This window comes from Microvirga pakistanensis, assembly GCF_004458765.1.
Lineage (GTDB): Bacteria > Pseudomonadota > Alphaproteobacteria > Rhizobiales > Beijerinckiaceae > Microvirga > Microvirga pakistanensis.
In genome coordinates this window covers 34,896-61,686 of the sequence record NZ_SPJX01000185.1, presented here as the reverse complement: position 1 = coordinate 61,686, position 26,791 = coordinate 34,896, and the positions used below count along the sequence as shown (strand labels likewise).

At 64.3% G+C, this 26,791-nt stretch carries 26 protein-coding genes; 16 read left to right on the top strand and 10 right to left on the bottom strand.

What is annotated here, in order from left to right:
* The first annotated feature begins 31 nt into the window (after positions 1-31).
* From E4K09_RS10315 to E4K09_RS10305, 3 genes are all read left to right on the top strand, one after another.
* On the top strand, positions 32-1,108 hold the full coding sequence (locus E4K09_RS10315) for an ABC transporter ATP-binding protein (RefSeq protein WP_134496667.1): 1,077 nt from the start codon (positions 32-34) through the stop codon (positions 1,106-1,108).
* Positions 1,105-2,757, top strand: coding sequence for an ABC transporter permease (locus E4K09_RS10310; RefSeq protein ID WP_134496666.1), 1,653 nt, complete (start codon positions 1,105-1,107; stop codon positions 2,755-2,757). Before E4K09_RS10315 ends, E4K09_RS10310 begins: the two co-directional genes overlap by 4 nt.
* 154 nt (positions 2,758-2,911) lie before the next feature.
* The gene (locus E4K09_RS10305) at positions 2,912-3,511 is read left to right on the top strand and encodes a DedA family protein (RefSeq protein WP_134496665.1); all 600 of its coding nucleotides are present in this window, start codon (positions 2,912-2,914) and stop codon (positions 3,509-3,511) included.
* Between the two features lie 36 nt (positions 3,512-3,547).
* Here the strand turns inward: E4K09_RS10305 and E4K09_RS10300 are convergent, their stop codons facing one another.
* The 6 genes from E4K09_RS10300 to E4K09_RS10275 all read right to left on the bottom strand — a co-directional run.
* Positions 3,548-3,892 carry a cupin domain-containing protein gene (locus E4K09_RS10300; RefSeq protein WP_134496664.1) on the bottom strand — a complete coding sequence of 115 codons (345 nt, stop codon included), beginning with the start codon at positions 3,890-3,892 and terminating at the stop codon, positions 3,548-3,550.
* Between the two features lie 16 nt (positions 3,893-3,908).
* Positions 3,909-4,667, bottom strand: a complete 759-nt coding sequence (gene kduD, locus E4K09_RS10295; RefSeq protein WP_134496663.1) for a 2-dehydro-3-deoxy-D-gluconate 5-dehydrogenase KduD — start codon at positions 4,665-4,667, stop codon at positions 3,909-3,911.
* A gap of 9 nt (positions 4,668-4,676) precedes the next feature.
* A complete protein-coding gene (gene kduI / locus E4K09_RS10290; protein WP_134496662.1) occupies positions 4,677-5,513 on the bottom strand; it encodes a 5-dehydro-4-deoxy-D-glucuronate isomerase in 837 nt (278 codons plus the stop codon).
* Positions 5,514-5,546: 33 nt separating this feature from the next.
* Positions 5,547-6,827, bottom strand: a complete 1,281-nt coding sequence (locus E4K09_RS10285; RefSeq protein ID WP_134496661.1) for a TRAP transporter large permease — start codon at positions 6,825-6,827, stop codon at positions 5,547-5,549.
* Positions 6,828-6,831: 4 nt separating this feature from the next.
* Positions 6,832-7,371, bottom strand: coding sequence for a TRAP transporter small permease (locus tag E4K09_RS10280; RefSeq protein WP_134496660.1), 540 nt, complete (start codon positions 7,369-7,371; stop codon positions 6,832-6,834).
* 124 nt (positions 7,372-7,495) lie between these two features.
* A partial coding sequence (locus tag E4K09_RS10275) for a TRAP transporter substrate-binding protein (protein WP_244610438.1) occupies positions 7,496-8,376 on the bottom strand: 881 nt, incomplete at its 3' end.
* 188 nt (positions 8,377-8,564) lie between these two features.
* On the opposite strand from E4K09_RS10275, the gene E4K09_RS10270 reads away from it, so the two are divergent.
* Together E4K09_RS10270 and E4K09_RS10265 are read left to right on the top strand one after the other, a co-directional pair.
* Positions 8,565-9,245, top strand: a complete 681-nt coding sequence (locus E4K09_RS10270; RefSeq protein ID WP_134496658.1) for a GntR family transcriptional regulator — start codon at positions 8,565-8,567, stop codon at positions 9,243-9,245.
* A gap of 467 nt (positions 9,246-9,712) precedes the next feature.
* Positions 9,713-10,405 (top strand): DUF1236 domain-containing protein, encoded by a 693-nt coding sequence (locus E4K09_RS10265; protein ID WP_134496657.1) that lies wholly within the window; start codon positions 9,713-9,715, stop codon positions 10,403-10,405.
* 124 nt (positions 10,406-10,529) lie between these two features.
* Here E4K09_RS10265 and E4K09_RS28990 read toward each other — a convergent pair whose 3' ends face one another.
* On the bottom strand, positions 10,530-10,802 hold the full coding sequence (locus E4K09_RS28990; RefSeq protein WP_166802256.1) for a transposase: 273 nt from the start codon (positions 10,800-10,802) through the stop codon (positions 10,530-10,532).
* A gap of 529 nt (positions 10,803-11,331) precedes the next feature.
* On the opposite strand from E4K09_RS28990, the gene E4K09_RS10255 reads away from it, so the two are divergent.
* From E4K09_RS10255 to E4K09_RS10225, 7 genes are all read left to right on the top strand, one after another.
* Positions 11,332-12,675, top strand: a complete 1,344-nt coding sequence (locus E4K09_RS10255) for an MFS transporter (RefSeq protein ID WP_134496655.1) — start codon at positions 11,332-11,334, stop codon at positions 12,673-12,675.
* Positions 12,676-12,690: 15 nt separating this feature from the next.
* Positions 12,691-13,914, top strand: coding sequence for a ubiquinol oxidase subunit II (gene cyoA / locus E4K09_RS10250; protein WP_244610447.1), 1,224 nt, complete (start codon positions 12,691-12,693; stop codon positions 13,912-13,914).
* Positions 13,915-13,931: 17 nt separating this feature from the next.
* Entirely contained in the window at positions 13,932-15,929 is a 1,998-nt protein-coding gene (gene cyoB, locus E4K09_RS10245; RefSeq protein ID WP_134496653.1) for a cytochrome o ubiquinol oxidase subunit I, read from the top strand.
* Between the two features lie 4 nt (positions 15,930-15,933).
* Complete coding sequence (cyoC, locus tag E4K09_RS10240; protein WP_134496652.1) at positions 15,934-16,560, top strand: cytochrome o ubiquinol oxidase subunit III; 627 nt, start codon at positions 15,934-15,936, stop codon at positions 16,558-16,560.
* Positions 16,557-16,967, top strand: a complete 411-nt coding sequence (gene cyoD, locus E4K09_RS10235; protein ID WP_134496651.1) for a cytochrome o ubiquinol oxidase subunit IV — start codon at positions 16,557-16,559, stop codon at positions 16,965-16,967. Before cyoC ends, cyoD begins: the two co-directional genes overlap by 4 nt.
* Positions 16,898-17,719, top strand: coding sequence for an SURF1 family protein (locus tag E4K09_RS10230; RefSeq protein WP_134496650.1), 822 nt, complete (start codon positions 16,898-16,900; stop codon positions 17,717-17,719). Before cyoD ends, E4K09_RS10230 begins: the two co-directional genes overlap by 70 nt.
* A gap of 481 nt (positions 17,720-18,200) precedes the next feature.
* Complete coding sequence (locus E4K09_RS10225; protein ID WP_134496649.1) at positions 18,201-18,380, top strand: hypothetical protein; 180 nt, start codon at positions 18,201-18,203, stop codon at positions 18,378-18,380.
* A gap of 359 nt (positions 18,381-18,739) precedes the next feature.
* Here E4K09_RS10225 and E4K09_RS10220 read toward each other — a convergent pair whose 3' ends face one another.
* The 3 genes from E4K09_RS10220 to E4K09_RS10210 form a co-directional block, all read right to left on the bottom strand.
* Entirely contained in the window at positions 18,740-19,888 is a 1,149-nt protein-coding gene (locus tag E4K09_RS10220; RefSeq protein ID WP_134496648.1) for a glycerophosphodiester phosphodiesterase, read from the bottom strand.
* 524 nt (positions 19,889-20,412) lie between these two features.
* Positions 20,413-21,531, bottom strand: coding sequence for an ABC transporter substrate-binding protein (locus E4K09_RS10215; RefSeq protein ID WP_134496647.1), 1,119 nt, complete (start codon positions 21,529-21,531; stop codon positions 20,413-20,415).
* A gap of 176 nt (positions 21,532-21,707) precedes the next feature.
* Complete coding sequence (locus E4K09_RS10210) at positions 21,708-23,813, bottom strand: S8 family serine peptidase (protein ID WP_134496646.1); 2,106 nt, start codon at positions 23,811-23,813, stop codon at positions 21,708-21,710.
* 267 nt (positions 23,814-24,080) lie between these two features.
* Here E4K09_RS10210 and E4K09_RS10205 point away from each other — a divergent pair, with 267 nt between their 5' ends.
* The 4 genes from E4K09_RS10205 (at position 24,081) to E4K09_RS10190 (ending at position 26,690) form a co-directional block, all read left to right on the top strand.
* A complete protein-coding gene (locus E4K09_RS10205) occupies positions 24,081-24,599 on the top strand; it encodes an RNA polymerase sigma factor (protein WP_166802255.1) in 519 nt (172 codons plus the stop codon).
* A 29-nt stretch (positions 24,600-24,628) separates the two neighbouring features.
* The gene (locus E4K09_RS10200; RefSeq protein WP_134496645.1) at positions 24,629-25,393 is read left to right on the top strand and encodes an anti-sigma factor family protein; all 765 of its coding nucleotides are present in this window, start codon (positions 24,629-24,631) and stop codon (positions 25,391-25,393) included.
* A 90-nt stretch (positions 25,394-25,483) separates the two neighbouring features.
* The gene (locus E4K09_RS10195; protein WP_134496644.1) at positions 25,484-25,846 is read left to right on the top strand and encodes a DUF1236 domain-containing protein; all 363 of its coding nucleotides are present in this window, start codon (positions 25,484-25,486) and stop codon (positions 25,844-25,846) included.
* Between the two features lie 55 nt (positions 25,847-25,901).
* A complete protein-coding gene (locus tag E4K09_RS10190; protein WP_166802254.1) occupies positions 25,902-26,690 on the top strand; it encodes a LuxR C-terminal-related transcriptional regulator in 789 nt (262 codons plus the stop codon).
* Positions 26,691-26,791 lie beyond the last annotated feature (101 nt).

Genomic DNA, 26,791 nt, shown 5'->3' with positions numbered 1-26,791 from the left:
AGGCGTGGATAGGCGATAAGGGGAGCCGAGTGTGGCCGATTTGAAGATCCAGGGGCTGGCCAAGAGCTACAAGGATGTACGGGTCCTGGAGAGCATCGATCTCCATATCGCGTCGGGTGAATTCTTCACCCTGTTGGGCCCCAGCGGCTGTGGAAAAACCACGCTTCTGCGCACGATCGCGGGCTTCCAGCACCAGGATCGCGGCGAGATCATCGTGGCTGGCGAGCGCATCGACCACAAGCCCGCGCACAAGCGTGACATCGGCATGGTGTTCCAGGATTATGCCGTCTTCCCGCACCTGTCGGTCGCCGACAACGTGGCTTTCGGGCTCAAGGCGCGCGCTCTGCCAAAGGCCGAGATCGCGGAGCGGGTGGCCGAGAGTCTCAAGATGGTCCGCCTCGACGGCTACCAGGACCGCCTCCCGGCCGAGATGTCGGGCGGGCAGCAGCAGCGCATCGGCCTTGCGCGCGCCATGGCGATCAGGCCCACCCTTCTGCTCATGGACGAGCCGCTCTCGAACCTGGACGCGAAGCTGCGCATCGAATTGCGGGAGGATATCCGCGACATCCAGCGGCGGCTCGGCATCACGACCATCTACGTGACGCACGATCAGGAGGAGGCTCTCGCGGTCTCCGACCGGATCTGCGTGATGAACAAGGGCAATGTCGAGCAGATCGGAACGCCCTACGAGATTTACCGCAAGCCGATGCGGCGGTTCGCGGCGTCATTCGTCGGAACCATGAACTTCCTGCCGGGACAGCTCGAAGGTGGACGCCTTCTCGTCGGCAGCCAAGTCATCGATTATCCGGCCCAGGCGTCGGGCCCCGTCGAGGTTGCCATCCGTCCGGAGAACGTCGAACTCGCCGCCGCCTCGTCACGGGGAGGGGTGATCTCACTGAAGGGCGAAGTGCTCAAAGTGACCTTCCTCGGTCGCGAAGCGCATTACACCCTCAAGACCGAAGCCGGCGAGATCGTGGCTCAGGTGGCGGACCCGGCCCAGGACTTCATCGAAATGGAGGGACGCCCGGTCGAGGTGCGCCTTCCGCTCCAGAAGATCGTTCTCTTCCGCCCCAGCGGCGACGTGCTCGATGCGGAGCGGGCCCGATGAGACGGCGACTTCGCTTCGATATCTGGACCTTTGTGCTCATCGCAGCCTGGGTCATCCTCATCGCCCTGCTGATCTGGCCCCTTTCGTCGGTGCTGCGCGCCAGTCTGATCGACAACGACACGGGAGCGTTCTCTCTCGTTCATTACGTTCAGATCGCCACGATCAAGGCCTATCAGCGGGCGGTCGGCAACACTCTCCTGGCCGGGTTCGGCGGCATGACGGGCGCCCTCCTCCTCGGCGTCACCCTCGCCTTCGTGACCACTCGGTTCCACATCTATGGCCGCGCGCTGATCCAAACGCTCGCCGTGGTGGCCCTGGTGTCCCCGCCCTTCATCGGCGCCTATGCATGGATCGTGCTGTTCGGCGCGAGCGGCGTCGTGCGCAAGGGGCTCTCCTCCGTCGGCATTTCCATTCCGCCGCTTTATGGCGCCGTCGGGGTGATCCTCGTCTTCGCGTTCAAGTTCTTCCCTCATGTCTTTCTGATCACGTCGGGAGCGCTCGCCTCGATCAACCGCTCCGTCGAAGAGGCGGCGGAAAGTCTTGGCGTATCTCCGATGAAGCGCCTCTTCACGATCACGTTTCCGCTGATCCTGCCGGCCATATCGGCGAGCGCACTCCTCACCTTCGTCCTGTCCATCGCGGATTTCGGCACGCCACGGATCATCGGCCGCGACTTCAACGTGCTGGCCACGGAAGCGTTCAACCTCTACGGCAGCGAGGTCGGCGGCAACCCGGGCATGGCCTCGGCGCTCAGCATCGTGCTGATCGTCCTGTCGATGATCATCGTGTTCGGGCAGCGCTGGATCCTGCGCAAGAACGTTTACCACAGCAACCTGATCAAGAAGCCGGAACGCCAGCATGCCCGTGGCTTCAAGGCCGTAGGGCTTCACGCTCTCGCCTACGCGATCGTCATCGTCGGCGCGCTGCCTGCCATCATCGTGGTGCTGTTCTCCTTCCGGCGCACGAGCGGTCCCGTATTCCAGCCCGGCATCAGCCTGCGGAGCTACGAGCGCGTCGTCTCGACCGTCTCGGAGCCGATCTGGAACACGCTGATCTTCTCCTCCGTCGCGGTGGCGGCAATCGTGATCACCGGGACCCTGATCGGCTACCTGATCTCGCGGCGGCCGGGCATCGCAACGGGAACGCTCGACGCGCTTCTGATGGTTCCCTACGTCGTGCCGGGCATCGTCATGGGCATCGCCTTCATCACCCGCTTCAACGAGCCGCCGCTCGCGCTGACCGGCACGGGCCTCATCATCATCATGGCGGTTTTCGTCCGGCGCCTTCCCTACTCGGCGCGTTCCGTCGCAGCGGCGCTGAAGCAGGTCGGCCCCAATCTGGAGGATGCCGCCGTGAGTCTCGGCTATTCGCCGGGCAAGGCCTTCCTGAAAGTCACGGTGCCGCTGATTCTGCCCGGCATCATGGCCGGCGCGCTCATGAGCTTCGTCACGGCCATGAATGAGCTTTCCTCCTCCCTCGTGCTCTATGTGGGCAGCACCATCACGATGCCGGTGCGCATCTATCTCTCGGTCATGGACGGCGAGTACGGCACGGCGTCCGCCCTCTCGACCATCCTCCTCACGATGACGGTGATCGCCGTGTATGCGGCTTTTCATCTGTCCGGCAGAAAGGAAAGCGCGCTCCTGTAAGGCTTTCGGACCTGTCGCGGTTGCAGGGCAACCTCCTCAGTCCCGCCATCGTGCCTGTCCCGACAGCCGCGGAAGTCCGGTCAACCGGAACCTCCACCACGTATCCCGGTTGGCATGGCAGCCGTCCTCCCATGACCACTCAACAGGGAGCATCATGTTCGATTGGATCACGGGCCTCATCGAGACCTCCGGATATCTCGGCATCGCACTCCTGATGTTCGCCGAGAACGTATTCCCTCCGATTCCCTCGGAACTCATCATGCCGCTGGCGGGCTTCACGGCGGCGCGGGGCGATCTCAACTTCGCACTCGTGATCCTGGCCGGAACCCTGGGCTCGGTTGCCGGCACCCTGCTCTGGTACGTGGCCGGACGCCTCGTCACACTCGAGCGCCTGAAGGTCTTCGCTGCCAGGCATGGACGTTGGCTGACGCTCTCGCCGGAGGAGCTCGAGCGGGCACAAGCCTTCTTCCTCCGGCACTGCGGCAAGGCCGTGCTGCTTGGCCGTCTCGCTCCTGCGATCAGAACGGTCGTGTCGGTTCCTGCCGGAATCGTCAGGATGGGCTTGCCCAAGTTCCTGCTCTACTCGACCCTCGGCACGATCTTGTGGAACACCCTTCTTGCGGGCGCAGGATACATGCTCGAGGCGCAATATCAGATGGTCGCGCAGTGGATGAATCCGGTCACGAACACGGTTCTGCTGGTCGCTCTCGCGATCTATTTCTACCGTGTCGCCACGTTCCGGCGGCTCAAGTAACGCCGGCTCGTCGGCGTCCCCTTCTTCACGTCGTCCTCACGAACCGACGAAGTCCTCACGCATCGGCGTGAACACATCCAGAAGGATGCCTGCCTCGACCGCCACCGCTCCATGAATCGCGTTCGAGGGGACGAGGAAGCTGTCGCCGCGCCTCAGACGCTCCGTTCGTCCGGCGATGGTGATGTCGAAGATTCCCTCCTCCACCAGGCTGCATTGAATATGCGGGTGCGAGTGAAGAGAACCCACGGCGCCGGCTTCGAAGGCGACACGCACCATCATCACTTGCGAATCGTAGGTGAGGACCTTGCGCCGGATCCCCTCTCCGGCCGGCTCCCAGTCCGTCTCGCTGTCGAAAGCGAAGTTTTCGCTCCTGTGACTCATGATTCCTCCAAGGTCTTCAGCGCGCCAGCCAGCCGCCATCCACGGGCAGAACGATGCCGTGAATGTAGTTCGCCGCGGGTGACGCCAGAAACACGGCAGCGCCGCCGAGATCGTCGGGCTCACCCCAGCGGCCGGCCGGAATGCGGCCCAGGATCTCGCTGCTCCGCTTCGGGTCGTTGCGCAGAGCCTCCGTGTTGTTCGTCACGAAGTAACCCGGCGCGATGGCATTCACGTTGATGCCCTTGGCGGCCCACTCGCAGGCGAGCAGGCGCGTCAGGCCCGCAAGGCCGCTCTTGCTGGCCGTATATGACGGAATGCGGATGCCGCCCTGGAAGGACAGCAGCGACGCGATGTTGATGATCTTGCCGCCGGCTTCATCCGCCAGCATCGTGCGGGCGACGGCCTGCGACAGAAAGAAGGTCGACTTGAGGTTGACGTTCATCACGTCGTCCCAGTCTCTCTCCGTGAACGCGATGGCGTCGGCGCGACGGATGATGCCGGCGTTGTTGACCAGGATGTCGACGCGCCCGCCGAACTCCGCAGCCTCCGACACGATCCGCTCGATCGGTTCGAGCGTCGACAGGTCTGCCTGGACGCTGTGGAAATCGACGCCGAAAGCCCGGCAGCGGCGTTCCGTCTCCTCCATCGGCGAACGGCCCACGGCGACAATCGACGCGCCCGCTTGAGCAAGCGCGGTTGCTATCCCCTGACCCAGCCCCGTATTGGCCCCGGTCACGATCGCGGTTTTCCCGGTCAGATCGAATGTGATCGTCATCGTCGTCCCTCAGCGCAAGGCGTCCATGGGCACCATGTCCATATCGGTGAAGTCCTGGTTGTCGCCGCCCATGGCCCAGACGAAGGTGTAGTTGCTGGTGCCGACGCCGGAATGGATCGACCATCCGGGCGAGAGGATCGCCTGCTCGTTGGCGACCACGAGGTGCTTCGTCTCGTCCGGCTCACCCATGAAGTGGAACACGCGGGTATCCGGCTGCATGTCGAAATAGACGTAGACCTCCGACCGGCGGTCATGAACGTGGGCCGGCATGGTGTTCCACATGCTGCCGGGCTTCAGCTGCGTCATGCCCAGGACGAGCTGCGCCGAGCGGCAGACATCCGGATGGATCATCTGGTAGATCGTGCGCACGTTGCCGTTCGCCGCCTCGCCCAGATCGACGCGGCGTGCCCGGTCGAGGCCGATCTTCACCGTCTCGAAGCGGGCATGCGCCGGGGTGCTCACGAGGTAGAACTTGGCTGGCGAAGCGACATCGGCCGATTCGAAGCGCACGTCCTTGGTGCCCATGGCCACATAGAGGGCATCGCGCGGCCCGATCTCATGCACCTCCCCGTCGGTGTGGACCCGACCTGCGCCGCCGAGATTGACGACGCCGAGCTCCCGGCGGTCGAGGAAATTGGGAGAGCCGATCTGCTTATGGGATTCCAGAGCGATGGGCTTGGCGGTCGGGGTGACGCCGCCCACCACAAGCCGGTCGATATGGCTGTAGGTGAGCCTCGTCTCGCCGGGAACGAACAACGTCTCGATCAGGAAGTGGCGGCGCAGCTCGGTGGTGCTGAAATGGCGAACGGCTTCGGGGTGGCAGACCTGCCGGACTTCGATGGTCATGGATACCTCATTGAACGAAATGGCGGAGTTTGATCAGCGGAACAGAGACGGCAGCCAGAGCGACAGGCCAGGAATGTACGTCACGAGCAACAGCACGAGGACGCTGGCACCCAGGAACGGCCAGATGGTCTTCATGGCTTCGCCGATGGAGATCTTGCCCACGGCGCAGCCGACGAACAGCACCGAGCCGACCGGCGGCGTGTTGAGGCCGATTCCGGCATTGAGGATCAGGATCACGCCGAAATGGACCGGATCGATGCCGAAAGCCTTGATGACGGGCAGGAAGATCGGCGTGCAGATGATGATCATCGGCGCCATGTCCATGAAGGTGCCGAGCACCAGCAGGATGACGTTGATCAGCAGAAGCACGATGATGGGATTGTCCGACACCGTCCTCATCAGCTCGATCGTCGCCTGCGGCACCTGGAGGAAGGCCATGAGCCAGCCGAAGGCGGTGGCCGTGCCGATCACGAGGAGCACCATGGCCGTGGTGCGCACTGCCCCGAGCGTCGCCTCCACGAAACCGTCCCAGTTCATCTCGCGGTAAACGAAGAGCGTGACGAGGAGCGCATACACGACCGCGATGCAGGAGCTCTCGGTTGCCGTGAAGACGCCAGAGCGGACGCCGCCGAAGATGATGAAGATGAGCAGGATGCCAGGGACGGCGGAAACGAAGAAGTAGGCGAGCAGCCGGAGGCCCGGGAACGGATCGGCGGGATAGCCGCGACGTACGGCAACCACATAGGCGGTGATCATCAGGGCTGCAGCCAGGAGAAGACCGGGCAGAACCCCTGCCGTGAACAGATCCGCCACCGATATCGTGCCGCCGGCAGCAATGGAGTAGATGATCATGTTATGGGACGGCGGAATCATCAGGGCGATGATTGCGGCGTTCACCGTGACGTTGACGGCATAATCCTTGGCGTAGCCGCGCTTCTCCATCTGCGGGATCATGATGCCGCCGATGGCCGAAGCGTCCGCGATGGCCGAGCCTGAGATACCGCCGAACAGCGTCGAGGCGACCACATTCACCTGCCCAAGCCCCCCGCGCAGGTGACCGACGAAGCCCGCGGCAAGCCGGATCAGCCGGTCGGCGATGCCGCCGCGCATCATCAGATCGCCGGCATAGATGAAGAACGGGATCGCCATCATGGCGAAGGCGTTCATGCCGGAGTTGAGCTGCTGAAACACCACGACCGGCGGAAGGCCCATGTAGAGCACGGTTGCGAGCGACGCGATGCCCAGACAGAAGGCGACGGGCGTTCCGATGAGCAGGAGCGCGGTGAAGACGCCGAAGAGAACCCAGATCTCCATCGCATCAATCCTTTATGGGAGCCAGATGCGGTTCGTCGACCCGAACCAGAGGAACGTCCTCACCGGCCAGCAGAAGACGAACGAGCTTTTCAAGAGAGAAGAGCGCGATCAGAACGCCACCGACGGCAAGCGGCACGTAATCCATGCCTTGCGGGATCGGCAGCCCCGGCATCGCGGCGGACCAGGTCTCTGCCGCGAGATCCGCACCGTACCACGCCATGGCGGCGCCGAAGCCGAAAACCAGCAACTCGGTGACGGCGAGCATTGCCTGACGCGCGCCCGGAGGCGCGTAGTGAAGAGCAACCTCGAAGCCGAGGTGATTGCCTTCCCGCACGCCGACCGCCGACCCCAACAGAATGAACCAGCTCATGAGCAGCAGGGAAGCGGGCTCCGTCCAGCTCGGCGACTGGTTCAGCACGTAGCGGCCAAACACCTGCCAGGCCACGAACACGGTCATCACGACAAGGCCGCCCCCCGAGATCCAGAGCGCCGCTCTGTTGATGATGCCGAGGATGCGGGACAACGCGGCAAGTCCAGCGCGCATTGACACAATCTCCGTTCAGGAAAATTCGGGCCGGCTCACGCCGGCCCTGAGCAGTTCGGGAACCATCCCGTCTCAGTTCGTCGCCTGGATGCGCCCGACGAGGTCTTTCACCTTCGAATCCTTNTCGACATTGTTGATCTGGCTGCCGCTGGACCGGATCTTCTTCTCCGCATCCTTCTCGCGCGCTTCCCAGAGCTCACGCATCTTCGCGACCGACTCCCTGGCCGCTTCACGCAGCGCCTTTTGATCCTCCGGAGAGAGTTTGTCGAAACTCCTCTTCGACATGACAAGCACCTCCGGAGACATGGAGTGCTCGGTCAGCGAGTAGTACTTCGCCACCTCGAAGTGCCGGAAGGAATCGTAGCTCGGCCAGTTGTTTTCGGCGCCATCGACCACGCCGGTCTGAAGCGCCGAGTAGACTTCGCCCGGAGGCATCGGCGTGGCGTTCGCGCCGAGTGCGTTCACCATGTCGAGGAAGAGATCGGACTGGATCACGCGAACCTTCATGCCTTTGAGATCGGCGGGCGTGTTGATGGGGCGCTTGGAGTTGTAGAAGGAGCGCGCACCGGAATCGTAAAAGGCCAGAGCCACGAGGCCGTGAGGTTCGAAGGCCTTCAGGATCTGATCGCCGATCGGACCGTCCATGGTCTTGCGCATATGCTCGACCGAGCGGAAGATGAAGGGCAAGGACGGTACCAATGTTTCCGGAATGAGGTTGTTGAATGGCCCCATGTTGATGCGGTTCAGGTCGATCACGCCGAAACGGGTCTGCTCGATCGTGTCCTTCTCCTGACCGAGCTGGGCCGAATGGAAGACCTGAATCTTGTAACGGCCATTGGTCTTCTTCTCGAGCAGGGAGCCAAGATATTTCACGGCTTCGACGGTCGGGTACCCGTCCGGATGAATATCCGCGGAGCGGAGCGTTGTCTGGGCTCCTGCCGTTCCGCTCATCAAGGCCGCCCATAGGCCGATCGTGGCCGCAACCAGGAATCGCTTCGTCGTCATGCTGTCCTCCTGAGGTTTCCTCACGTGTTGTCGTATTGCCGGCAAAACCTTCCGGCCCGCCCGACGGCTCAAGGGGCTTCTGCCTCCCAAGCCGGGCCAGGTGCCGCTTGCCGCAGCTTACTGGCCGACACTTGTATGGTAGTATCCACTGATATATAAGGCAATGCGCCAAAAGCATGAGAACCGCTGTGAACACGCACTTCCCCGCCCATCAAGGTTCCGCAGCCCAGCGGATCGAGAACGAACTGCGCCGTTCCATCATCACCTTGGAACTCCCTCCAGGCAGTCGCCTTTCGGAGCACGATATCGCCGAACGCCACGGCGTTTCGCGCCAGCCGGTCAGAGAGGCCCTCATCGGCCTCGCCCGAACCCGCCTGGTGGAGATTCAGCCGCAGCGGGGAACCATCGTGGTCAAGATTTCGGTCCGGAAGATGATGGAGGCCCGTTTCGTCCGGGAGGCTATCGAGACCGCGGTCGTGCGCCGGGCGTGCTCCTCATTCGACAGGCAGAGCCGGCAGAGGATCGATGACCTGCTGGAAATGCAAGCACATGCCGCGCGGCGTGACGATCATGCCGCCTTCCAGCGCTATGACGAACTCTTCCATGTTGCTTTGGCCGAGGGAGCGGGCTGCCCGCTCGCTTGGGAAGCCATCCAGGACATCAAGGCTCATATGGACCGAGTCTGCCAGCTCACCCTCCCCGGCCCGGAGGCGATGCTGCCCTTGGTCGATCAGCATCGCGCTATCGTGACGGCTATCGATGCCTGCGACGAGAATGCCGCGGCCGAGGCCATGCTCCGCCATCTCACGGAGATCCTCAGGGCCCTGCCGCGAGTGGAGGCGGAACACCCGGAACTGTTCACCGCGTGAAAGCCGCCCGCCCCACGCCGCATCGATCCGGAATATCGACATCGGCCGGGAATAAACGTCAGCCCGGGTCGTTAAGCATACCGATCCCCGTGACCCAAGCACCGGAACGCTCACGCGTCATGGCGGCCCATGGCGGATGCTGTCGACCACCTGCCGAAAAGGGCCGAGCGAATCGTCAAGAAGATCCGTTGCGGGCATCAGCAGATTCAGCGCTGCAAAATTACGGATGAACCAAGCATCCAGATTACAGCCCGAAGCCAAATGAATATTTGTTCATTTAGACATGAAACATCCTCGCATGAAGCCTTAAATGCCGACAAATTTCGTTACATTGGATCAAGTTGTCCATCTATACTCTAAGTATACTGAATAGCATTCACGGGCAGCGGAACATTATATTTCGGAATGTCGTTTGTATCCGTCGATACGGGTTCATGTGAGCCCGGTCGTGAATGGAGGTAATACAGATGCGTATCGCATTGCTGACGACAGTGACTGCTGCTGCTCTCTCCCTCAGCCTTGCTGCCGTAGCCCAGACGAGCGGCTCGTCCGGCGGTTCTTCGGGCGGTTCTTCGGGTGGAGCAACCGTCGCGCCCAACACCTCTGGCGGTTCCGGAGGTGCTTCAGGTGGGACGAGCGGCGGCACGAGTTCTGGCGGAGCCGCCTCCGGCACCTCGGGCGGAACTTCGTCCGGTACGTCAGGTGGCGCAGCCGGTGGCACATCCGGCGGAGCTTCCGGAGGAACCTCCGGTGGGGCGGCGAGCGGCACGTCCGGAGGGACTTCCGGCGGAACCTCGGGTGGGGCCGCGAGCGGCACGTCTTCCGGTGGCGCGGCTTCCGGTTCGACTGGAGGCGCAGCCGGCACGAGCGGCGGTGCAGCCACGGGAACCAGCAGCTCGACCACGGTCAACATCACAGGCGAGCAACGCACCCGGGCGGTCGAAACGCTTCGCAGCGTCAACATTCGGCCCGTTCAGCAGAACGTCACTATCACGGTCGGCCAGACCGTTCCCACGACCGTGACGGAGCTCGTCGACTGCCCGACCACGCTCGAGAGCCTGATCACGGGCGTGCGTGACTGCAAGGTCGTGCTGGTGGGCGATCGGTACTACATCGTCGAGGGCAGCAGCCGTCGCGTTGTCACCGTCATCGAACGTTAAGGCGGCCAAGAGGCTCAAGCTCCCGTGAGCGATCGACCCCGCATGGCTCTGCGATGCGGGGTTTTGCATGTGAAGTATTCTCCTGCAAGTTTCGGACAGCAACGGGGAGCGACTGTGTTGTTGATCAAGCCGTTTGGGGGTTCCAGGTCTGGTTTGTTCGGATGAGAGCGTTGAGGATGACGATGAGCTTGCGCATGACCGCCACGAGAGCCACCTTGGGCTTTTTGCCGGCAGAGCGCAGCTTTCGATAGAAGGCTTTGAGCCGCGCATTGTTACGCGTGGCCGCGCCCATCGCCACCATGGAGAGCATGCGCCGCAAGTGTGCCCGTCCGCCGCCGATGGCGCGATAGCCCCGCTGCTGGCCGCAGTCACGGTTGAGCGGGGCCACCCCGACCACGCGGCGATCCGCTTGCCGGAGAGGCTCCCCAGCTCGGGCCATTCGGCCATGAGGGTGCGTGCGGTCACCGCGCTCACGCCTGGCACGCTTGCGAGGATCGCGTAAGAATGACAAGGCGCTGCGCAGCCGCCAGGGATAGCAAGGCGAGGCAGCGTCCGGCCTGGGGATGACACGGGCACCGTCACTCTCGCACTTCGCCGTCATGGATTCCCTCGTCTATGCCGCACAGAGGCAGCGCGGAGCTGTCTCTGCGCTCCCCCTTCGACCCTCCCTTGGACGCGGCTTCCGCCGGGCCAAGCCGAGGGCGATCCATTCCGTTGGCTCCCGATCTCGCGTTCAAACGCCCGTTCCGCGCCGAAATGCTTGCAGGCCGGGTTGTTGAAGCAGTCATCGACCCTAAAACCTGGGCTCAAGTCCAACCTGAATGAAGGCGACGATGCCTCGGATCGCGTCGCTGGGAACAGGCTGTCGCGGGCCTGAACCATCTTCCGCTTGGGCCGGACTCTTCTCACGGGAGGTGATCGCCCCAATGACGACGGATCAGGTTGAAGGCCCGCAGCCAACCTCCACGCCCATCGAGCGCGACGCCCGCCTGGTGTCCACCGACCACAAGGTCGCGCCGAGCGAGATCGCCATCGGGGTCATCATCGGCCGGGCCGCGGAATATTTCGACTTCTTCGTCTTCGCCATCGCGTCCGTGGTGGTCTTCCCGAAAGTGTTCTTTCCCTTCGCTGAGCCCCTGACGGCCACCCTTTACTCCTTCGCCATGTTCTCGCTGGCCTTCGTCGCGCGGCCGATAGGCTCAGTCATCTTCACGGCGGTCGACCGCCGGCACGGCCGCGGCGTCAAACTCACCATCGCGCTGTTCCTGCTCGGCTTCTCCACCATGGCGGTCTCGTTCCTGCCCGGCTACGCGCAGATCGGCGCCTGGTCCCTGTATCTTCTCGGCGTCCTGCGGATCGGACAGGGCCTGGCGCTCGGAGGCGCCTGGGACGGGCTCGCGTCGCTCCTCGCCCTCAACGCGCCGGTCGAACGGCGCGGCTTCTACGCCGCCCTCCCGCAGCTCGGCGCGCCCCTCGGCTTCATGGTGGCCGGCGTGCTGTTCGCCTTCTTCATGCTCAACCTGTCGGAGGCCGATTTCCTGGATTGGGGCTGGCGCTATCCGTTCTTCTGCGCCTTCGCCATCAACGTCGTGGCCCTGTTCTCCCGTTTGCGTCTCGTGGCCACCGAGGAATTCACGCGGCTCCTCGAACGGGGGCGGCTCGAACCGTCGCCCATCATCCCCCTGATACGGAGTCACGCAGGGATCCTCCTGGTCGGGGCTCTGGTTCCCCTGGCGAGTTTCGCGTTGTTTCACCTCGTGACGGTGTTCCCCATCAGCTGGATCACTCTGTTCACCGACCGTTCGGCCGGCGAGTTCCTGATGGTTCAATGCTCCGGCGCCTTCATCTGCGCGGTCGCGGTCTTGGCCTCGGGTCTGATCGCCGACCAGATCGGCCGCCGCAAGCTCCTCCTGGTCTCGGCAGGCCTCATCGCCGTCTTCGCCATCTGCAGCACGATCGCGCCCTTGATCATCGAGGAGAACGCAATCGGCCAGACGATTTACGTCAATGCCGGCTTCGCGCTGCTCGGCCTGTCCTACGGCCAATCCTCCGGCGCGGTGACGTCGCAGCTCGCGCAGCGCTACCGCTACACCGGCGCGGCTCTCACCAACGACCTCGCCTGGCTGCTCGGGGCGGGGTTCGCGCCGCTGATCGTCCTGTTCCTGTCGGCCCGCTACGGGCTCGCCTGCGTCGGCCTCTACCTGCTGTCCGGGGCGGTTACGACCCTCGTGGCGCTCAGCCTGTCCCGCTCGGAACTCCGGCAGGTCTGAGTCATGCGCAAGCCGATGAACCCGAACCATAAGAGCGCAGATGGCCGTCCTGGCGTATCCCTGAAGCGCAGTCTCCTCCGCACGCTGGCGCTCCTCGCGGCTGCGGGGCTGCTCGCCGGCTGCGGCATGACCGTCATGGACCCCTCCGGCGACATCGCGGTCCAGCAGCGCAACCTCATCATCGCGTCCACCGCGCTCATGCTGCTCGTCATCCTGCCCGTGATCGCGCTCACATTCATCTTCGCGTGGCGCTACCGCGCGTCGAACACGGATGCGGACGCGACCTACGATCCGGACTTCCACCACTCGACCCAGCTCGAGGTCGTCATCTGGACCGTGCCGCTCCTCATCATCATCGCCCTGGGCGCCATGACCTGGGTCAGCACGCACACGCTCGACCCCTACAGGCCGCTCTCCCGGATCGCGCCCAACAAGCCGGTGCCCGCCGACGTGAAGCCGCTGACGGTCGAAGTCGTCGCCCTCGACTGGAAATGGCTCTTCATCTACCCCGAACACGGCGTCGCGAGCGTGAACGAGATGGCCGCGCCCGCGAATGTGCCGATCACCTTCAGGATCACGTCCTCGTCCGTGTGGAACACGTTCTACGTTCCCGCCCTCGCGGGCATGATCTACGCCATGCCGGGCATGGAGACGAAGCTCCACGCCGTCATGAACCAGGAGGGAGACTTCACCGGCATATCGGGGCAATACAGCGGATCGGGCTTCTCCCGCATGAACTTCGGCTTCCGCAGCCTCAGCCCGCAGGGCTTTGACGAGTGGGTGGCGAAAGCCAAGGCCTCCGGAGCGCCACTCGACCGCCAGGCCTATCTCGCGCTGGAAAAGCCGAGCGAAGCCGAGCCGGTCCGATATTTCACGTCGGTCGAGAACGGCCTCTTCGGTGCCATCGTCGGCCTGTGCGTCGCGCCCGGCCAGATGTGCGTGCATGAAATGCACCACATCGACAGGATGGGCGGTGCGGTCGCCGACAGCGAGGCGAACCGTCAGCGGCTCGAGTACGACAGCCGCCGCCTGCAAGGCGGCGACGAGCCGTCCGGAGCGACCTTCCCGGCCTCCGGCCGGCCGCCGAGGAGCCTCGAAGAGCCCGAAGGGGTGATGCCGCGCGACCAGCCCGGCGAAGAGGGCGGCAAGACACCGCCGAGCAATGCCCCGTCCCGCCCGGAGAGTGGTCCCGCGCCGACTCAACTGAACAACCGGCCTGCCGACGGCCACCAGCACTGATTGGAGCGAGCATCCGCATGTTCTCGAACCTCGATCTCCAGCAATTCATATTCGGTCGCCTGACGCTGGAGGCCATCCCCTATCACGAGCCCATTCTGGTGGTGACCTTCATCGTCGTGGCCCTGGGCGGTCTTGCGCTCGTGGGCGCCGTCACCTGGTACGGCAAGTGGGGCTACCTGTGGCGCGAATGGTTCACAAGCGTCGATCACAAGAAGATCGGCATCATGTACATCATCCTCGCCATCGTGATGTTGCTGCGCGGCTTCGCCGACGCGGTCATGATGCTCACGCAGAAGGCGCTCGCGGTCGGCGCGGAGGGCTACCTGCCCCCGCATCATTACGACCAGATCTTCACCGCTCACGGCACGATCATGATCTTCTTCATGGCCATGCCCTTCGTGACCGGCGTCATGAACTACATCATGCCGTTGCAGATCGGCGCCCGTGACGTCGCCTTCCCGTTCCTGAACAATTTCAGCTTCTGGATGACGGCGGGAGGCGCCGTCCTCACCATGATGTCCCTGTTCGTGGGCGAGTTCTCGCGGGCGACGTGGCTCGCCTATCCTCCGCTGTCGGGGGCGGCCTACAGCCCCGGCGTGGGGGTCGATTACTACATCTGGGGCCTCCAGATCGCGGGCGTCGGCACCACGCTGTCCGGCATCAACCTGATCGCCACCATCGTGAAGATGCGCGCCCCGGGCATGACGATGATGAAGCTGCCGGTCTTCACCTGGACGACGCTCGCCAGCAACGCCATCATCGTGACGATCTTCCCGATCCTGACCGCGACCCTCGCGCTCCTGGCGCTCGACCGTTACGTGGGAACGCGCTTCTTCACGAACGATTTCGGCGGCAACTCGATGCTGTACATGAATCTCATTTGGATCTGGGGCCATCCGGAGGTTTATGTCCTGATCCTGCCGGCCTTCGGCATCTATTCGGAGGTGGTGTCGACCTTCTGCAGCAAGCGGCTGTTCGGCTACACGTCGATGGTTTATGCCACGATGGTCATCGCCGTCGTGTCATGGCTTGTTTGGCTTCACCACTTCTTCACGATGGGGGCCGGCGCCAACGTCAATGCGTTCTTTGGCATCACCACAATGATCATCTCGATCCCGACGGGCGCTAAGGTCTTCAACTGGCTCTTCACCATGTATCGCGGCAAGATCCGGTTCGAGACGCCGATGATCTGGGTGCTGGGCTTCATCCCGACCTTCGTGATCGGCGGGCTGACCGGCGTGCTGCTCGCGGTGCCGCCCGCCGACTTCGTCCTGCACAACAGCCTGTTCCTGGTCGCCCATTTTCACAACGTCATCATCGGCGGCGTGGTGTTCGGGCTGCTCGCGGGTGTACAGTACTGGTTCCCGAAGGCCTTCGGCTACAAGCTCGATCCGTTCTGGGGAAAGGCATCGTTCTGGTGCTGGCTGGTCGGCTTCTGGGTGACGTTCATGCCGATCTACATCATCGGCCTGATGGGCGTGACGCGCCGGACGCAGTATTTCGACGATCCCGCCTTGCAGCCCTTCCTGACGACGGCGGCAATCGGCGTCTTCATAATCATGGCCGGCATCCTGTCGTTCCTGATCCAGCTCTTCGTCAGCTACCTCCGCCGCGAGCAGCTGCGCGACCTCACAGGCGATCCCTGGGGCGGCCGCACGCTCGAGTGGTCGACCACCTCGCCGCCCCCGCCCTACAATTTCGCGTTCACGCCGATGGTCCATGACCTCGACGCCTGGTGGGACATGAAGAAGCGCGGTCACGACAAGCCCCTGCAGGGCTTCAAGCCGATCCACATGCCGAAGAACACCGGCACGGGCGTCATCCTGGCCGCGCTCAGCACCGTGCTCGGCTTCGCCCTGGTCTGGTACATCTGGTGGCTGGCCGCCCTGTCGTTCGTCGCCCTCCTGGCGGTCGCCATCGCCCACACGTTCAACTACGACCGCGACTATTACATCCCGGCCGAGGATGTCCTCCGGATCGAAAGCCGAAGAACGGCGCAACCCGCGGGAGCCTGAGGCGATGCAGGAAACGACCCCTCCACCCGGCGCCACGGCGCCCGTCTTCTACGAGCAGGAGGAGCATGCCCACGGCGACGGGGGCACACTGTTCGGCTTCTGGCTCTACCTGATGAGCGACTGCCTCATCTTCGCGGCCCTGTTCGCCACCTACGGCGTGCTCGGCCGCAATTATGCGGCGGGTCCGTCGGGAGCCGACCTGTTCGACCTGCGGCTCGTCGCGGTCAACACGGGCCTCCTGCTCCTGTCCTCGATCACCTACGGCTTCGCCATGCTGGAGATGGACAAGGAGCGGGTCGGGCCGACCCTCAAGTGGCTCGCGGTCACGGGCCTGTTCGGAGCCGGCTTCATCGGCATCGAGCTCTACGAGTTCGCGCACCTGATCCACGAGGGCGCGACGCCTCAGCGCAGCGCGTTCCTGTCCTCCTTCTTCGCGCTGGTGGGAACGCACGGGCTGCACGTCACGTTCGGCATCGTCTGGCTCGTCACGCTGATGGTCCAGGTGCGCCGCTACGGGCTGATCGCGGACAACCGGCGCCGGCTCATGTGCCTGTCCATGTTCTGGCACTTCCTCGACGTGGTCTGGATCGGCGTGTTCACCTTCGTCTACCTGATGGGAGCCATGCGATGAGCACGGTCACTGAGCCCGGGCTCACCCGGAAGCCGCCGGATCACGGTGGGGCGCACACGGAGCCTCACGCTCACGGCGCGCATGGTACGTTCAGAAGCTACATGACCGGCTTCGTCCTGTCGGTCGTCCTCACCGCCATCCCGTTCTGGCTCGTGATGGGGAACGTCCTGAACGACACGCTCCTGACCAGCATCGTGGTCATGGCGTTCGCGGCGGTGCAGATCGTGGTTCACATGATCTACTTCCTGCACATGAACACGAAGTCGGAGGGCGGCTGGACGTTCCTCGCCCTGGTATTCACGCTGACACTTGTGGTGATTACACTGGTTGGGTCGATATGGGTCATGTACCACATGGACCAGAACATGATGCCGATGTCGCCGCACGAGGCGCTGCAAAGGCCCTGACGGGCAGGCACATCGCAGCCCTGGTGGCCTTCGACATCGTTGCCATCCTGATCGTGGCCTGTCTCGCCGCGCTCGCCGTCTGGCAGGTCCATCGCCGCGCCTTTAAGCTCGACCTGATCGCGCGCGTCGAGGCGCGGGTCCATGCGGCCCCGACGGCCGCGCCGGGGCCGGAAAGCTGGGCGCGCGTATCGGCGGCTGCGGACGAGTACCGGCGCGTGACCGTGACGGGCGACTGGCTCGAGGATCGCTCGACCCTCGTCAAAGCGGTGACGGAACTGGGCGGCGGGTCCTGGGTCCTGACGCCCCTGATCCGGGACGACGGGTCGACGATCCTCGTCAACCGCGGCTTCGTTCCCGAGACCGAGCGCGACCCGGCCTCCTGGCGGCCTCGGAGCCGGGGGCCCGTCACGGTCACCGGCCTGCTGCGCCTGCCCGAGCCGGGCGGCGGCTTTCTGCGCATGAACGACCCGGATTCCGATCGCTGGTTCTCCCGCGACGTGGCCGCGATCGCCGCCGCGCGCGGCCTGGACAAGGTCGCGCCCTACTTCATCGACGCCGAGCGGACGCCCGGCGAGAACGGCCTTCCCGTCCCAGGACTGACGGTGATCGCCTTTTCGAACAATCATCTCGTCTATGCGCTCACCTGGAGCGCTTTGGCGCTGATGGCCGCGGCGGGGGCGATCCTCGTCAACCTGGACCGGCTGCGGCCCGGCTGGGCGGGGCAGCGCCAGATGGGCCTGCACGAGTCGTGACAAGAAAGCCGGCCATGCCGATGCGGAGGAGCGGGGCTCCCGTTGAACGGAAAAGCCCAGGCTCCGGGGCGAACGGGCGGGATGCCTTCGCATCTCTCGCCGCGCCAGCTACGGGCCTGGGCTGATGGGGTACCAGACGGGCGCCTGCATCGTCAGGCAGGCACGGGAACAGACCGGCCGGAGTACATCCGTCCTGGCGCGGCCTCATCGGAGCCTGGCGGTGACGCCCGCCGCATCCGAAGTCCACAACAATGTCCGCTGGGGTAGACCCGATATGGGGACGACCAACCGGATCTGCAAGGGCGGGTCATCGTAAACCCGCCTCGCCTCGAACGCCCCGCCCGCCAGCACCACGATCCGCGACGAGGCAGCCGGTGACCCGAGGCGCTGCTGCCGGGAGGCGATCAACCGCAAGGGGGGCGGGAACATCGCGTCGCCATTCCGGTTGGCTCAATCGGTCACATCTCTTTGGAGCAGCCCCATGGCACAGAACGCAGGCGCCAATCAGGGTGGTGTCAACAAAACCCAGGACAAGGGCGCGGACAGCAAGCGCCGACAAGGCCATGAAACCGGATCCGGAAAGACGGAGGCGAAACCGCTGGACCCCGGAACCGGGACGGACGGCCGTGCGCCGAGCGACATGACCGGCGGCCGGAGCTAAAGCATCGGACCCAAAAGTGGGCTTGCACTTTTGGGATCGATCCGATGCTTTCTTCTTAAGCTAAGAGCATCGTTCAGAGCGGAAAACCGGATCCACTTTTCCGCACAATGCTCTAGGACGCGTCAGCGTCCGACAATCACTGCGAACCAAGGGAGCTGTCATGGCCAAGAAGGCGCGCATGAGACCGTCCTGGAAACGGGCGAAGCGGATCAAGAGCCAGCCGTCAGGATCACGTGCCGAGAAGGTCACCCAGAAGCGCAGCTAAAGCGGAGTGCCGGACCCGACCGACGATGCCGCGGAGGTTTCCTTAGGTCCCTCGGGGACGCCACCGAACCCCGAGGGCCTGACGGTCCTCGGCGTCAGCGTGCCTTCACGGCGTGATCGGTGAAGTCGCTGAAGAGGCCATCGACGCCAAGGGCATAGAAGGCCTTGTATTCCGCTGTGGGATCGCCCTTGAAATCCGAGGTCAGGCGCTTCGGCTCGCTCCGGAAGGTCCAGGTGAAAACCTGAAGACCGGCCGCATGGGCATCCTTCACCACGCTCGACGGCTCTGCGAGCACGCGGTCGCGCTCGTCGATGGTCCCGTCGTTGTTGAGATCGTCGGGCTTGCCGTCGGTGTTCCGGTCGACCTGCTTGCTCGCCAGGATATACGGCTTCCACGGGGCGATGATGTCGGCGTAGGTCTTGACCTCTGCCAGTCCCTCTTTCGTCAGGAGGTCCTTGTTGGTGCGCTTGTCGCCGACCACCACGAAGTCGTAAGGCTGCGCGTAGGGTGGCTCCAGCACCATGTTGCCGTCCTTGTCCACGTCGCCCCCATCCACGAGCTGCGCCAGGCGGACGTCGATCCTGGTATTGAGGTACTTGAGGTTTGCGGTCTCGAAGCTCTGGATCACCACGGGGGCGTCCCGGCCGGTCCAGCCGGCCTTCTTGAGAACCTCGACCAGGCGGTCCTCGATCGGAAGGCCCAGCGCTGCGTGGAAGGTGGGGTGCTTGGTCTCGGGAGCGATGCCGATGGTACGCCCGCGAGCCGCCGATTCCTTCTGGACGAGTTCGATCACTTCCTGAAGGGTCGGGATCTGGAACTGACCGTTCTTGGACTGGTCACGATCCGCCATCGCCTGCTTGGCGCGGAGCTGCTTGATCTCGGCCAGGGTGAAATCGCCCGCGAACCAATCCGTCGTGTCGACCCCATCGACCTTGCGGGTCGTCTTGCGGGACGCAAATTCCGGACGGTCGGCAACATCGGTCGTGCCGCTCAGCATCGGCTCGTGACGAGCGATCAGCACCCCGTCCTTGGTCACCACGAGATCAGGCTCGACGAAGTCTGCTCCCATGTCGATGGCCAGCCTATAGCCCTCGAGGGTGTGCTCCGGGAGGTAGCCGCTGGCGCCCCGGTGGGCGACCACAATGGTTCGCTCGCCGGTCAGCGTCTTCTCCTGGGCCACGGCCGGGCCGAGCAACGCGGGCAGCGAGACGGCGATGGCGCCTAACACTGAAATGGTCTTCATCTTTCATGGTCCTCCCAAGCCGATTGCCTGCCATCGGCCCGTGACATCCGCATGACGGAATCGCCACCTCGAGCCGGCAGGCTCGCGAAATTCAGTCATACAATCCAAGGACCGTAAATGCCGGCTAAGGGTGTCGCAGCCGCTTGCCAATCCGCCTAGGTCTTTTAGCCGAGAGAACCATTGGGGGCTGACAGCAGTTGACACAGTGACACTCCCGAAGAGGCGCATGATCTGTGCACATCTCCCCCCAGAACAGGGCATCCGAGTATCGCCGTCGAGCCCAGGAGGCCCGAGCTCTCGCCGGTCAGATCTCAATCAGCGACGACCGCCACCGTCTGCTCGAGACCGCCAGGCATCTGGAACAGCTCGCAGCGGAGGAGGAGGCACGCAGAGCCAAGCAGGCCGATGACCGTTCACTGCCTGAGCCGCCGGCGTAGCCTGACGAGGGGAAGGCCCGACGCGGGACGGAGCGTGGCGTGGAGCCCGGACGGCATCCGGGCTCGTCGCATCGGGTTTTGGGACGTCTATTGGGTCAGCTTGCCGTACTGGCCGTTCTTCCAGACATTGATGTCATAGCGCGGATTCTTGATGTCGCCCTTCTCGTCGAAGCCGACGGGGCCGATGACCGTGTCAACGGTCGTGCCACGCAAGGTCTTCGCGACGGCGGCGGGGTCGGTGCTGTTCGCCTTGGCGATGCCGCCGGCGATCGCTTGCACCACCGCGTAGGAGAACAGGGTGAAGCCTTCGGGCACGAAGTTGATCTGCTTGAACTGCTCCTCGGCGGCCTTGGCGGCCTCGCTCCCGCGGGCATCCGTCGGGAACGTGAACAGGGTGCCCTCGCCCGCCGTTCCGGCAACCGACCAGAATTCGGGCGTGGCGAGGCTGTCGCCCATCATCAGCTGGAACTGATAATTCTGATCCGCCGCCTGCCGTTTGATGAGCCCGGCCTCCGTGTGGTAGCCGCCGAAGTACAGGAACTCGACGCCTTGGCTCTTCAGGCGATTCACCACGGCGCCGTAATCCTTCTCGCCGGCATTGATGCCTTCGTAGAGCACTTCCTTCACGCCAGCCCCGTTGAGGGATTCCTTCACCACGTCGGCGAGGCCTTTGCCGTAGGCGCTCTTGTCATGGAGGATCGCGACCTTCTTCGTGCCGTACCTCTCCTTGATCCATGGCCCGATGAAGCGGCCCTGCGCATCGTCGCGGCCATAGAGACGCATGACCGTCGTGTAGCCGTTCTTCGCCGCATCGTCGGTGAGCTTGGGAGCGCTCGAGGCCGGCGTCATCATGAGGATGTTGTTCTCGCCATAGATCTCCGCCGCGGGAATGGACGAGCCCGAGCAGGCATGCCCGTCGACGAACTTGATGCCGGCCGACAGGATGCGGTTGGCGACGGCGACCGCCTGTTTCGGATCGCAGGCATCGTCCTGAACCGAGATCTGGATCTTCTTGCCGTTGACGCCGCCGTTCCGGTTGATGGCTTCCGCCGCCAACTCGGCCCCGCGTCTGATCTGCTCGCCGATCGACGCGACGGCACCCGTCATCGGACCCGCAACCGCGATGGTGATGTCCTGCGCGCGCGCAGCGCCGGTCGCGGCCAGCAGAGATAGGATGGATAGGGACAGCAGCGGCCTGACGTTCATGACATTCCTCCCGTTCGCTGATCGGAGGCCTGGTCCGGGCAGCCCTCCCCGATCGCCGTTCTTGCCTTGCCTGCGCCTCGGGGTCGTCCAAGGACCCAGTCGGGCGGCGCACCGAGGATGAACTAGAATAGGAAGCCGCATCGGGAAGTCCAAGCCGCGATCTTTCCCTTGTGGAATCACGGAGCGGGCGTTGCCAAGGTCACGGAGCCTGAACCTGCTTCCGGACGAGCGGCGCGACGTCCGGCATGCCGCCCGCCACGGGGATGAATGGGGGCCGCCTCCGGCCCGGAACACGCATCGGACATCTGCACGAGACCGTATCCGAACGTGATGTCCCGCCCGGGCTCGCCCAAATCCTGCGTGCTGTCCTGTAGTCGCCTCTGCAGGGCCTGGACCTCGATCCCAGGATTGGCGGCCCGCATCATCGCCATGGCGGCCGCCACGAAGGGCACCGCATAGGACGTGCCGCTCTTGGGTGCACTCCCGCCCCGGGATTGGGCCACCTGGATGTCGACTCCCGGAGCAGCCATCGCCACGTAGGAGCCGCGGGTCGCGCGGCGGTAGATGTTGAACTCGCGGTCGACCGCCGTCACGGCGATGACGCCGGGATAGGCAGCCGGATAGGACGGCTCGGCGCCCGCGCCGTTGTTGCCCGCCGCCGCCACGAGGATGATCGACTTCGCCCGGGCCGCTTCGATCGCTCTCTGGAGAACCTCGTTCGGCGGTCCCGACAGGCTGAGGTTGACGACCGTCACGCCACGATCCGCGAGAAGCTCCAGGGCGTTCACGAGGGATATCACGTCGGCCCTGGCCGCCATGCCGTCGTCCTGAGAGAAGGCATCGACGGCGATGATCCTCGCCTGCGGCACCAATCCGGGCGTCGCGCTTCCAGGACGCCCCACGAGAAGCGCCGCGATGGCGGTGCCGTGGTCGAGCGACGACCTGCCGCCGGGCGCCTGCGATGAATTCAACAACTCGATGGACTGCCCTTTCAGGGCATCGTGTTCGAGATCGATGCCGGTGTCGATGAGGCCGATCAGCGGCTGTGCCCCGCACGCATCGGCGGCGGGCGGGGTCCAGCCGACGAGGACCGAGGCTTCGCAGCCGGGATCGGTGCATCCTGGCGCACCTTCATCCGTGTAATAGTACGTGTCGAGATCGGCCGACGCGGTGCGGCTCATTCTCTGGACGGCGCTGCGGGCATCCGCCAGCGACATGCCGGGAGGAACGCTCAGGCGGAAAACCTGGGGAGCGACCACGCCGCGGGTCTGCGACGTCACGCGCAGGCCCGTCGCGGCGAGCTTGGCCAGATCCTGTTCGGACAGACCAGCCACGACGATGGAGTTCGACGCCTGACGCGGCCTGAGGAGCAGCTCGCTCGGCGCTCCGGGATCGCTCGCGATCCTGCGAGCCGCCGGTGTGACCACGGGCGGCGATACCTGTCGGGATGCGCGCGCGCTGCTGACGGGATTCGATGGTCCCCGGGCGGGCGAGCCGGAGGCGGCCTGGCGCTGGGTACGGGTCTCGTCCTTCTTTGTTCCGGTCTCGGCTGCGACGGAAGCCTTGCCCTTCTTGTCGGCCGCAGCGTTCACGCTTCGGACCACCCCCTTCGCCTTCTGGGTGGTGCCGACACGCAGCTTTTCCACCCTCTGCTTGCGCGGTTTTGCAGCTTCCGCCTCCTTGACGGCCTTTCTCGCTTCCTTAATGGCCCTTCTCAACTCCTTGACGGCCATTCTCGACGGCTTCACCCCTCCCGACCTGCCGGGAGAAGCATCCGCATTCCTGGCTGAGTTGCCCCCGGTGGACTTGGCGCCTGAATTGCCACCCGGATCGCCGCTCTTGCTGTGGGAGGAGCCGCCCGAGGCGCTGCCCCCATCATTGTTCGCACCGCCTGCTCCGCCGCCGACGCCGGAACCTCCGCCGCCGGATTTCCCGGCTCCCGAATTGCCGCCATTGCCGTTCCCGGCGTTCCCGTTGCCGCCACCATTGCCGTTACCGGAATTCCCGTTGCCGCCATTGCCATTGCCATTGCCGTTGCCGTTGCCGCCGCCATTGCCATCCCCGCCCTGGCCGCCTTTGCCGGAATTCCCCTGGCCGCCGCCGTTCCCGGAATTCCCCTTTCCGCCTCCATTGCCATTGCCTCCTCCGCCCGCCTTGGCGAGAGCGAGGGAGGACGTCAGCTGGAGGTCAGGCGACGAGCCGAAATCGAAGTGCAGCTGAACCGGCGCAGCAACGGCCACGCCTCCGGCCAGAACGACGAGATATCGCCACCAACGGGCCATTACGGTTCCTCATGGCTCTTCCCCATGTGCCGAGACCTGCCGTCCCGCGGGAAAAGGGCGGATTGAGACATTCTGGTCTGCAGCGCACTGTCGGTCACGGAAAGTGCCCCTATCATGAATGATAAAGCGCACGCCCCGTTCCTCCAGGGTGGCCTCATCACCATAACGATCAAGTTCGCCTTTATATCCAGTGGAGCCGCGACCGATGATGCCGAACCACGGCCCCCGAATACCGGCGGGGAATAAAACGGGTCAGGATCCGTTTTCATGACCAAGGGGTCACGCGGAGAAACGATGCCGGCGGCCATCGGGCAGGAACTTGTCGGGCTTCTTCCACGGCTCAGGCGTTTTGCGCTGGTCCTCTGCCGCTCGCCGTCCCTGGCGGACGATCTCGTGCAGAGTGCGTGCGAGCGGGCGCTTGCCGGCGCGGACAGTTGGACGCCTGGCACGCGCCTCGACGCATGGGTTTTTCGTATCTTGCGCAATCAATGGATTGATCACCTGAGGCGATCGAGGACCGAGGGCATGAGCGAGGACATCACGGAGCGGCCAGACATCGTCGGCGATGCGGGCGAAGGTCCGATCCTGAGCAAGCTGCTTCTGGCCGAGGTTCAGCAATTCATCGACACGATGCCGGCAGAACAGCGGGAGGTGCTTCTTCTCGTGTGCGTCGAGGACCTCGCCTACCGGGAGGCGGCCGAGGTTCTGGGTGTCCCGATCGGAACGGTGATGAGCCGTCTCGCGCGAGCTCGCAAGCGCCTCGCCGAAATGACGGCGGCCGCCTGACACGGAATGAAAGACGGGGAATGACGCCGATGGCACAATTTCACTTCAGCGACGAAATTCTCATGGCGTTTGCCGACGGAGAGCTCGACGAGCAGATGGCCGGCAGAGTGGAGCAGGCCATGGCTAACGACCCAGCCATCGCCAGGCGGATCGCCGAGTTCCTGCGCAGTCGACGCCTGATCCGCTCGGCCTACGCCCGGAGCACGGCCTCCGACGTCCCGCCCGCGTTGCGGGCCGCCGTCCAAGCTCAGATCGACCGCCTCGAAGCACAGGCCGGCCCCCAAGCGCCGTCGGGCGATCCGATATCGCGGAGCGCGTCGCCCGCAGGACGCTGGCGTCCCGCTCTGGCCCTGGCGGCGGGCATCGGTGCGCTCGCGCTCGCGACGGGCGGCTATCTTGCCGGGCGGCAAGGACTCGGAACCCCATCGGCGGATCCAATCGCCTATCTTGCGGCTCCCGAGGTCAGCCGCGCCCTGGGCAGCAACCTCTCGGGCCAGGAGCAGGATCTGCCCTTCGGACGGATCCGCGTGATCTCGACCTACCGCATGGCGGACGGGTCCCTCTGTCGCGAGTTCAAGCTCGAAACATCCGCCGGAGCCTCCAATGCCGTCGCGTGCCGCGGCCGCGACTGGAAGACCACCTTTGCGCTCGCCTCGGCCGATGCGAGCGGCAGCTATGTTCCGAGCGACGGAGCGGACCTGGTGGACAGCTACCTTCAGAAAGGCGGTGCCGGCCAGCCTCTGCTGGACGCGGCCGAGGTTCAGGCATTGCGCGAGCCTCCCCGCCTGCGCTGAAGCGGGACGCCGGTGGCAAAAATTTCCGATACGCTGGAATAACCCGGGCGGTCATCCGTTCTGCCATCAAGCAGGCGAAGGAGGTCTCCGATGCGGATACTGCTCATCCTGACCTTTGTCGTGTTTTCGCTGGGCGCAATGGCGACCTTCGAAAGCCCGGACAACGCATCCGAGACGTCCGGCCCCAAGGACATTTATGCGCAGGCAGGAACCCTGACCGGGGCCGTCGCGATCGTGCGAAAGGTCAAGTCGCACCTGTCGACGGATCAGGCATGGTCCGGACCGTCGGCGAGCAATGCTGACGGTGCTCGGACCAAGGTGGGCGATGTGGTTCCCGAGACCTTCGATCTCTACGAGATCCCGAGGCACGAATCCTACCGTTACACGATCGTCGAAGGGCAACGGGTCATCGTCGACGCAGCGTCGCGTCAGATCGTCTACATCCTCCGGTGATCCCCTGATCCACGCGCCGACCATGCATCCAAACCGTCAGAGCCGAGAGAAGCCCATGTCAACACCTCGTCTTCATCAGGAACAGGATCTCGTCAGGGGTGGCGGAAAGCTGGGCGTGATCAGAGTTCATATCTGCGCCGATCCCCTGCTCCGGATGGGGATCATCCAGATCCTCGAAGGCACGCGCTTCGTCGTCTCGAATGCGCCCCTGCGCGCGGTATCCACGTTCTCGGCCTGTGACGCTCCGGCGCCGGATCTTTTCATCGTGGACGGGAATGCCCGCCCGGACGCGGTTCCGGCGCTTGCCGCGGAACTGAAGGCTAAAACCCCGTCGGCCCGGGTGGTTGTATGGGCCGACGAATTCCTGCCGAGCATGATCTATGCGGGCCACGTCGCCGGAGTCGACGGATTCTGCCTTTCGACAAGCGGTCGCGACGTCCTGATCCATTGCATGGAACTGGTGATGCTCGGAGAGGTGATCGTCCCGTCGGGGCTGATCCTGGCCTTCATCTCAAGGGCCCGAAACGGCTCAGAACACCTGCCCGCTCACGGTCGCCCGGTTCTCAAGAGTGCGGTTCCGAAGAGACCGTTCTCCCGCCGGGAGCTCGAAGTGCTGGGTCGGCTGAGGGAAGGCGCCTCGAACAAGATCATTGCCCGCGAACTCAACGTGACGGAATCGACCGTGAAGGTTCACGTGAAGGCGATCCTCAGGAAGATCGGCGCGGGCAACCGGTCCCAGGCGGCGATCTGGGCGACCTATCACCTGACGGCTGAAGCGGCGATGGAAGCGTCAGATGACGAACGCTTGCCCAACGCCAGGAAACAACCCTTCAACCCGTCATGAGCCTGCTTCGTCCGCTTGAATCCGAGGAAGATCGGCCTCCGAAATGCCGATCCCCGGCCAGCATGCCAGCCTCGTTCACCTCCATGCGAAAAGGGGCGGCC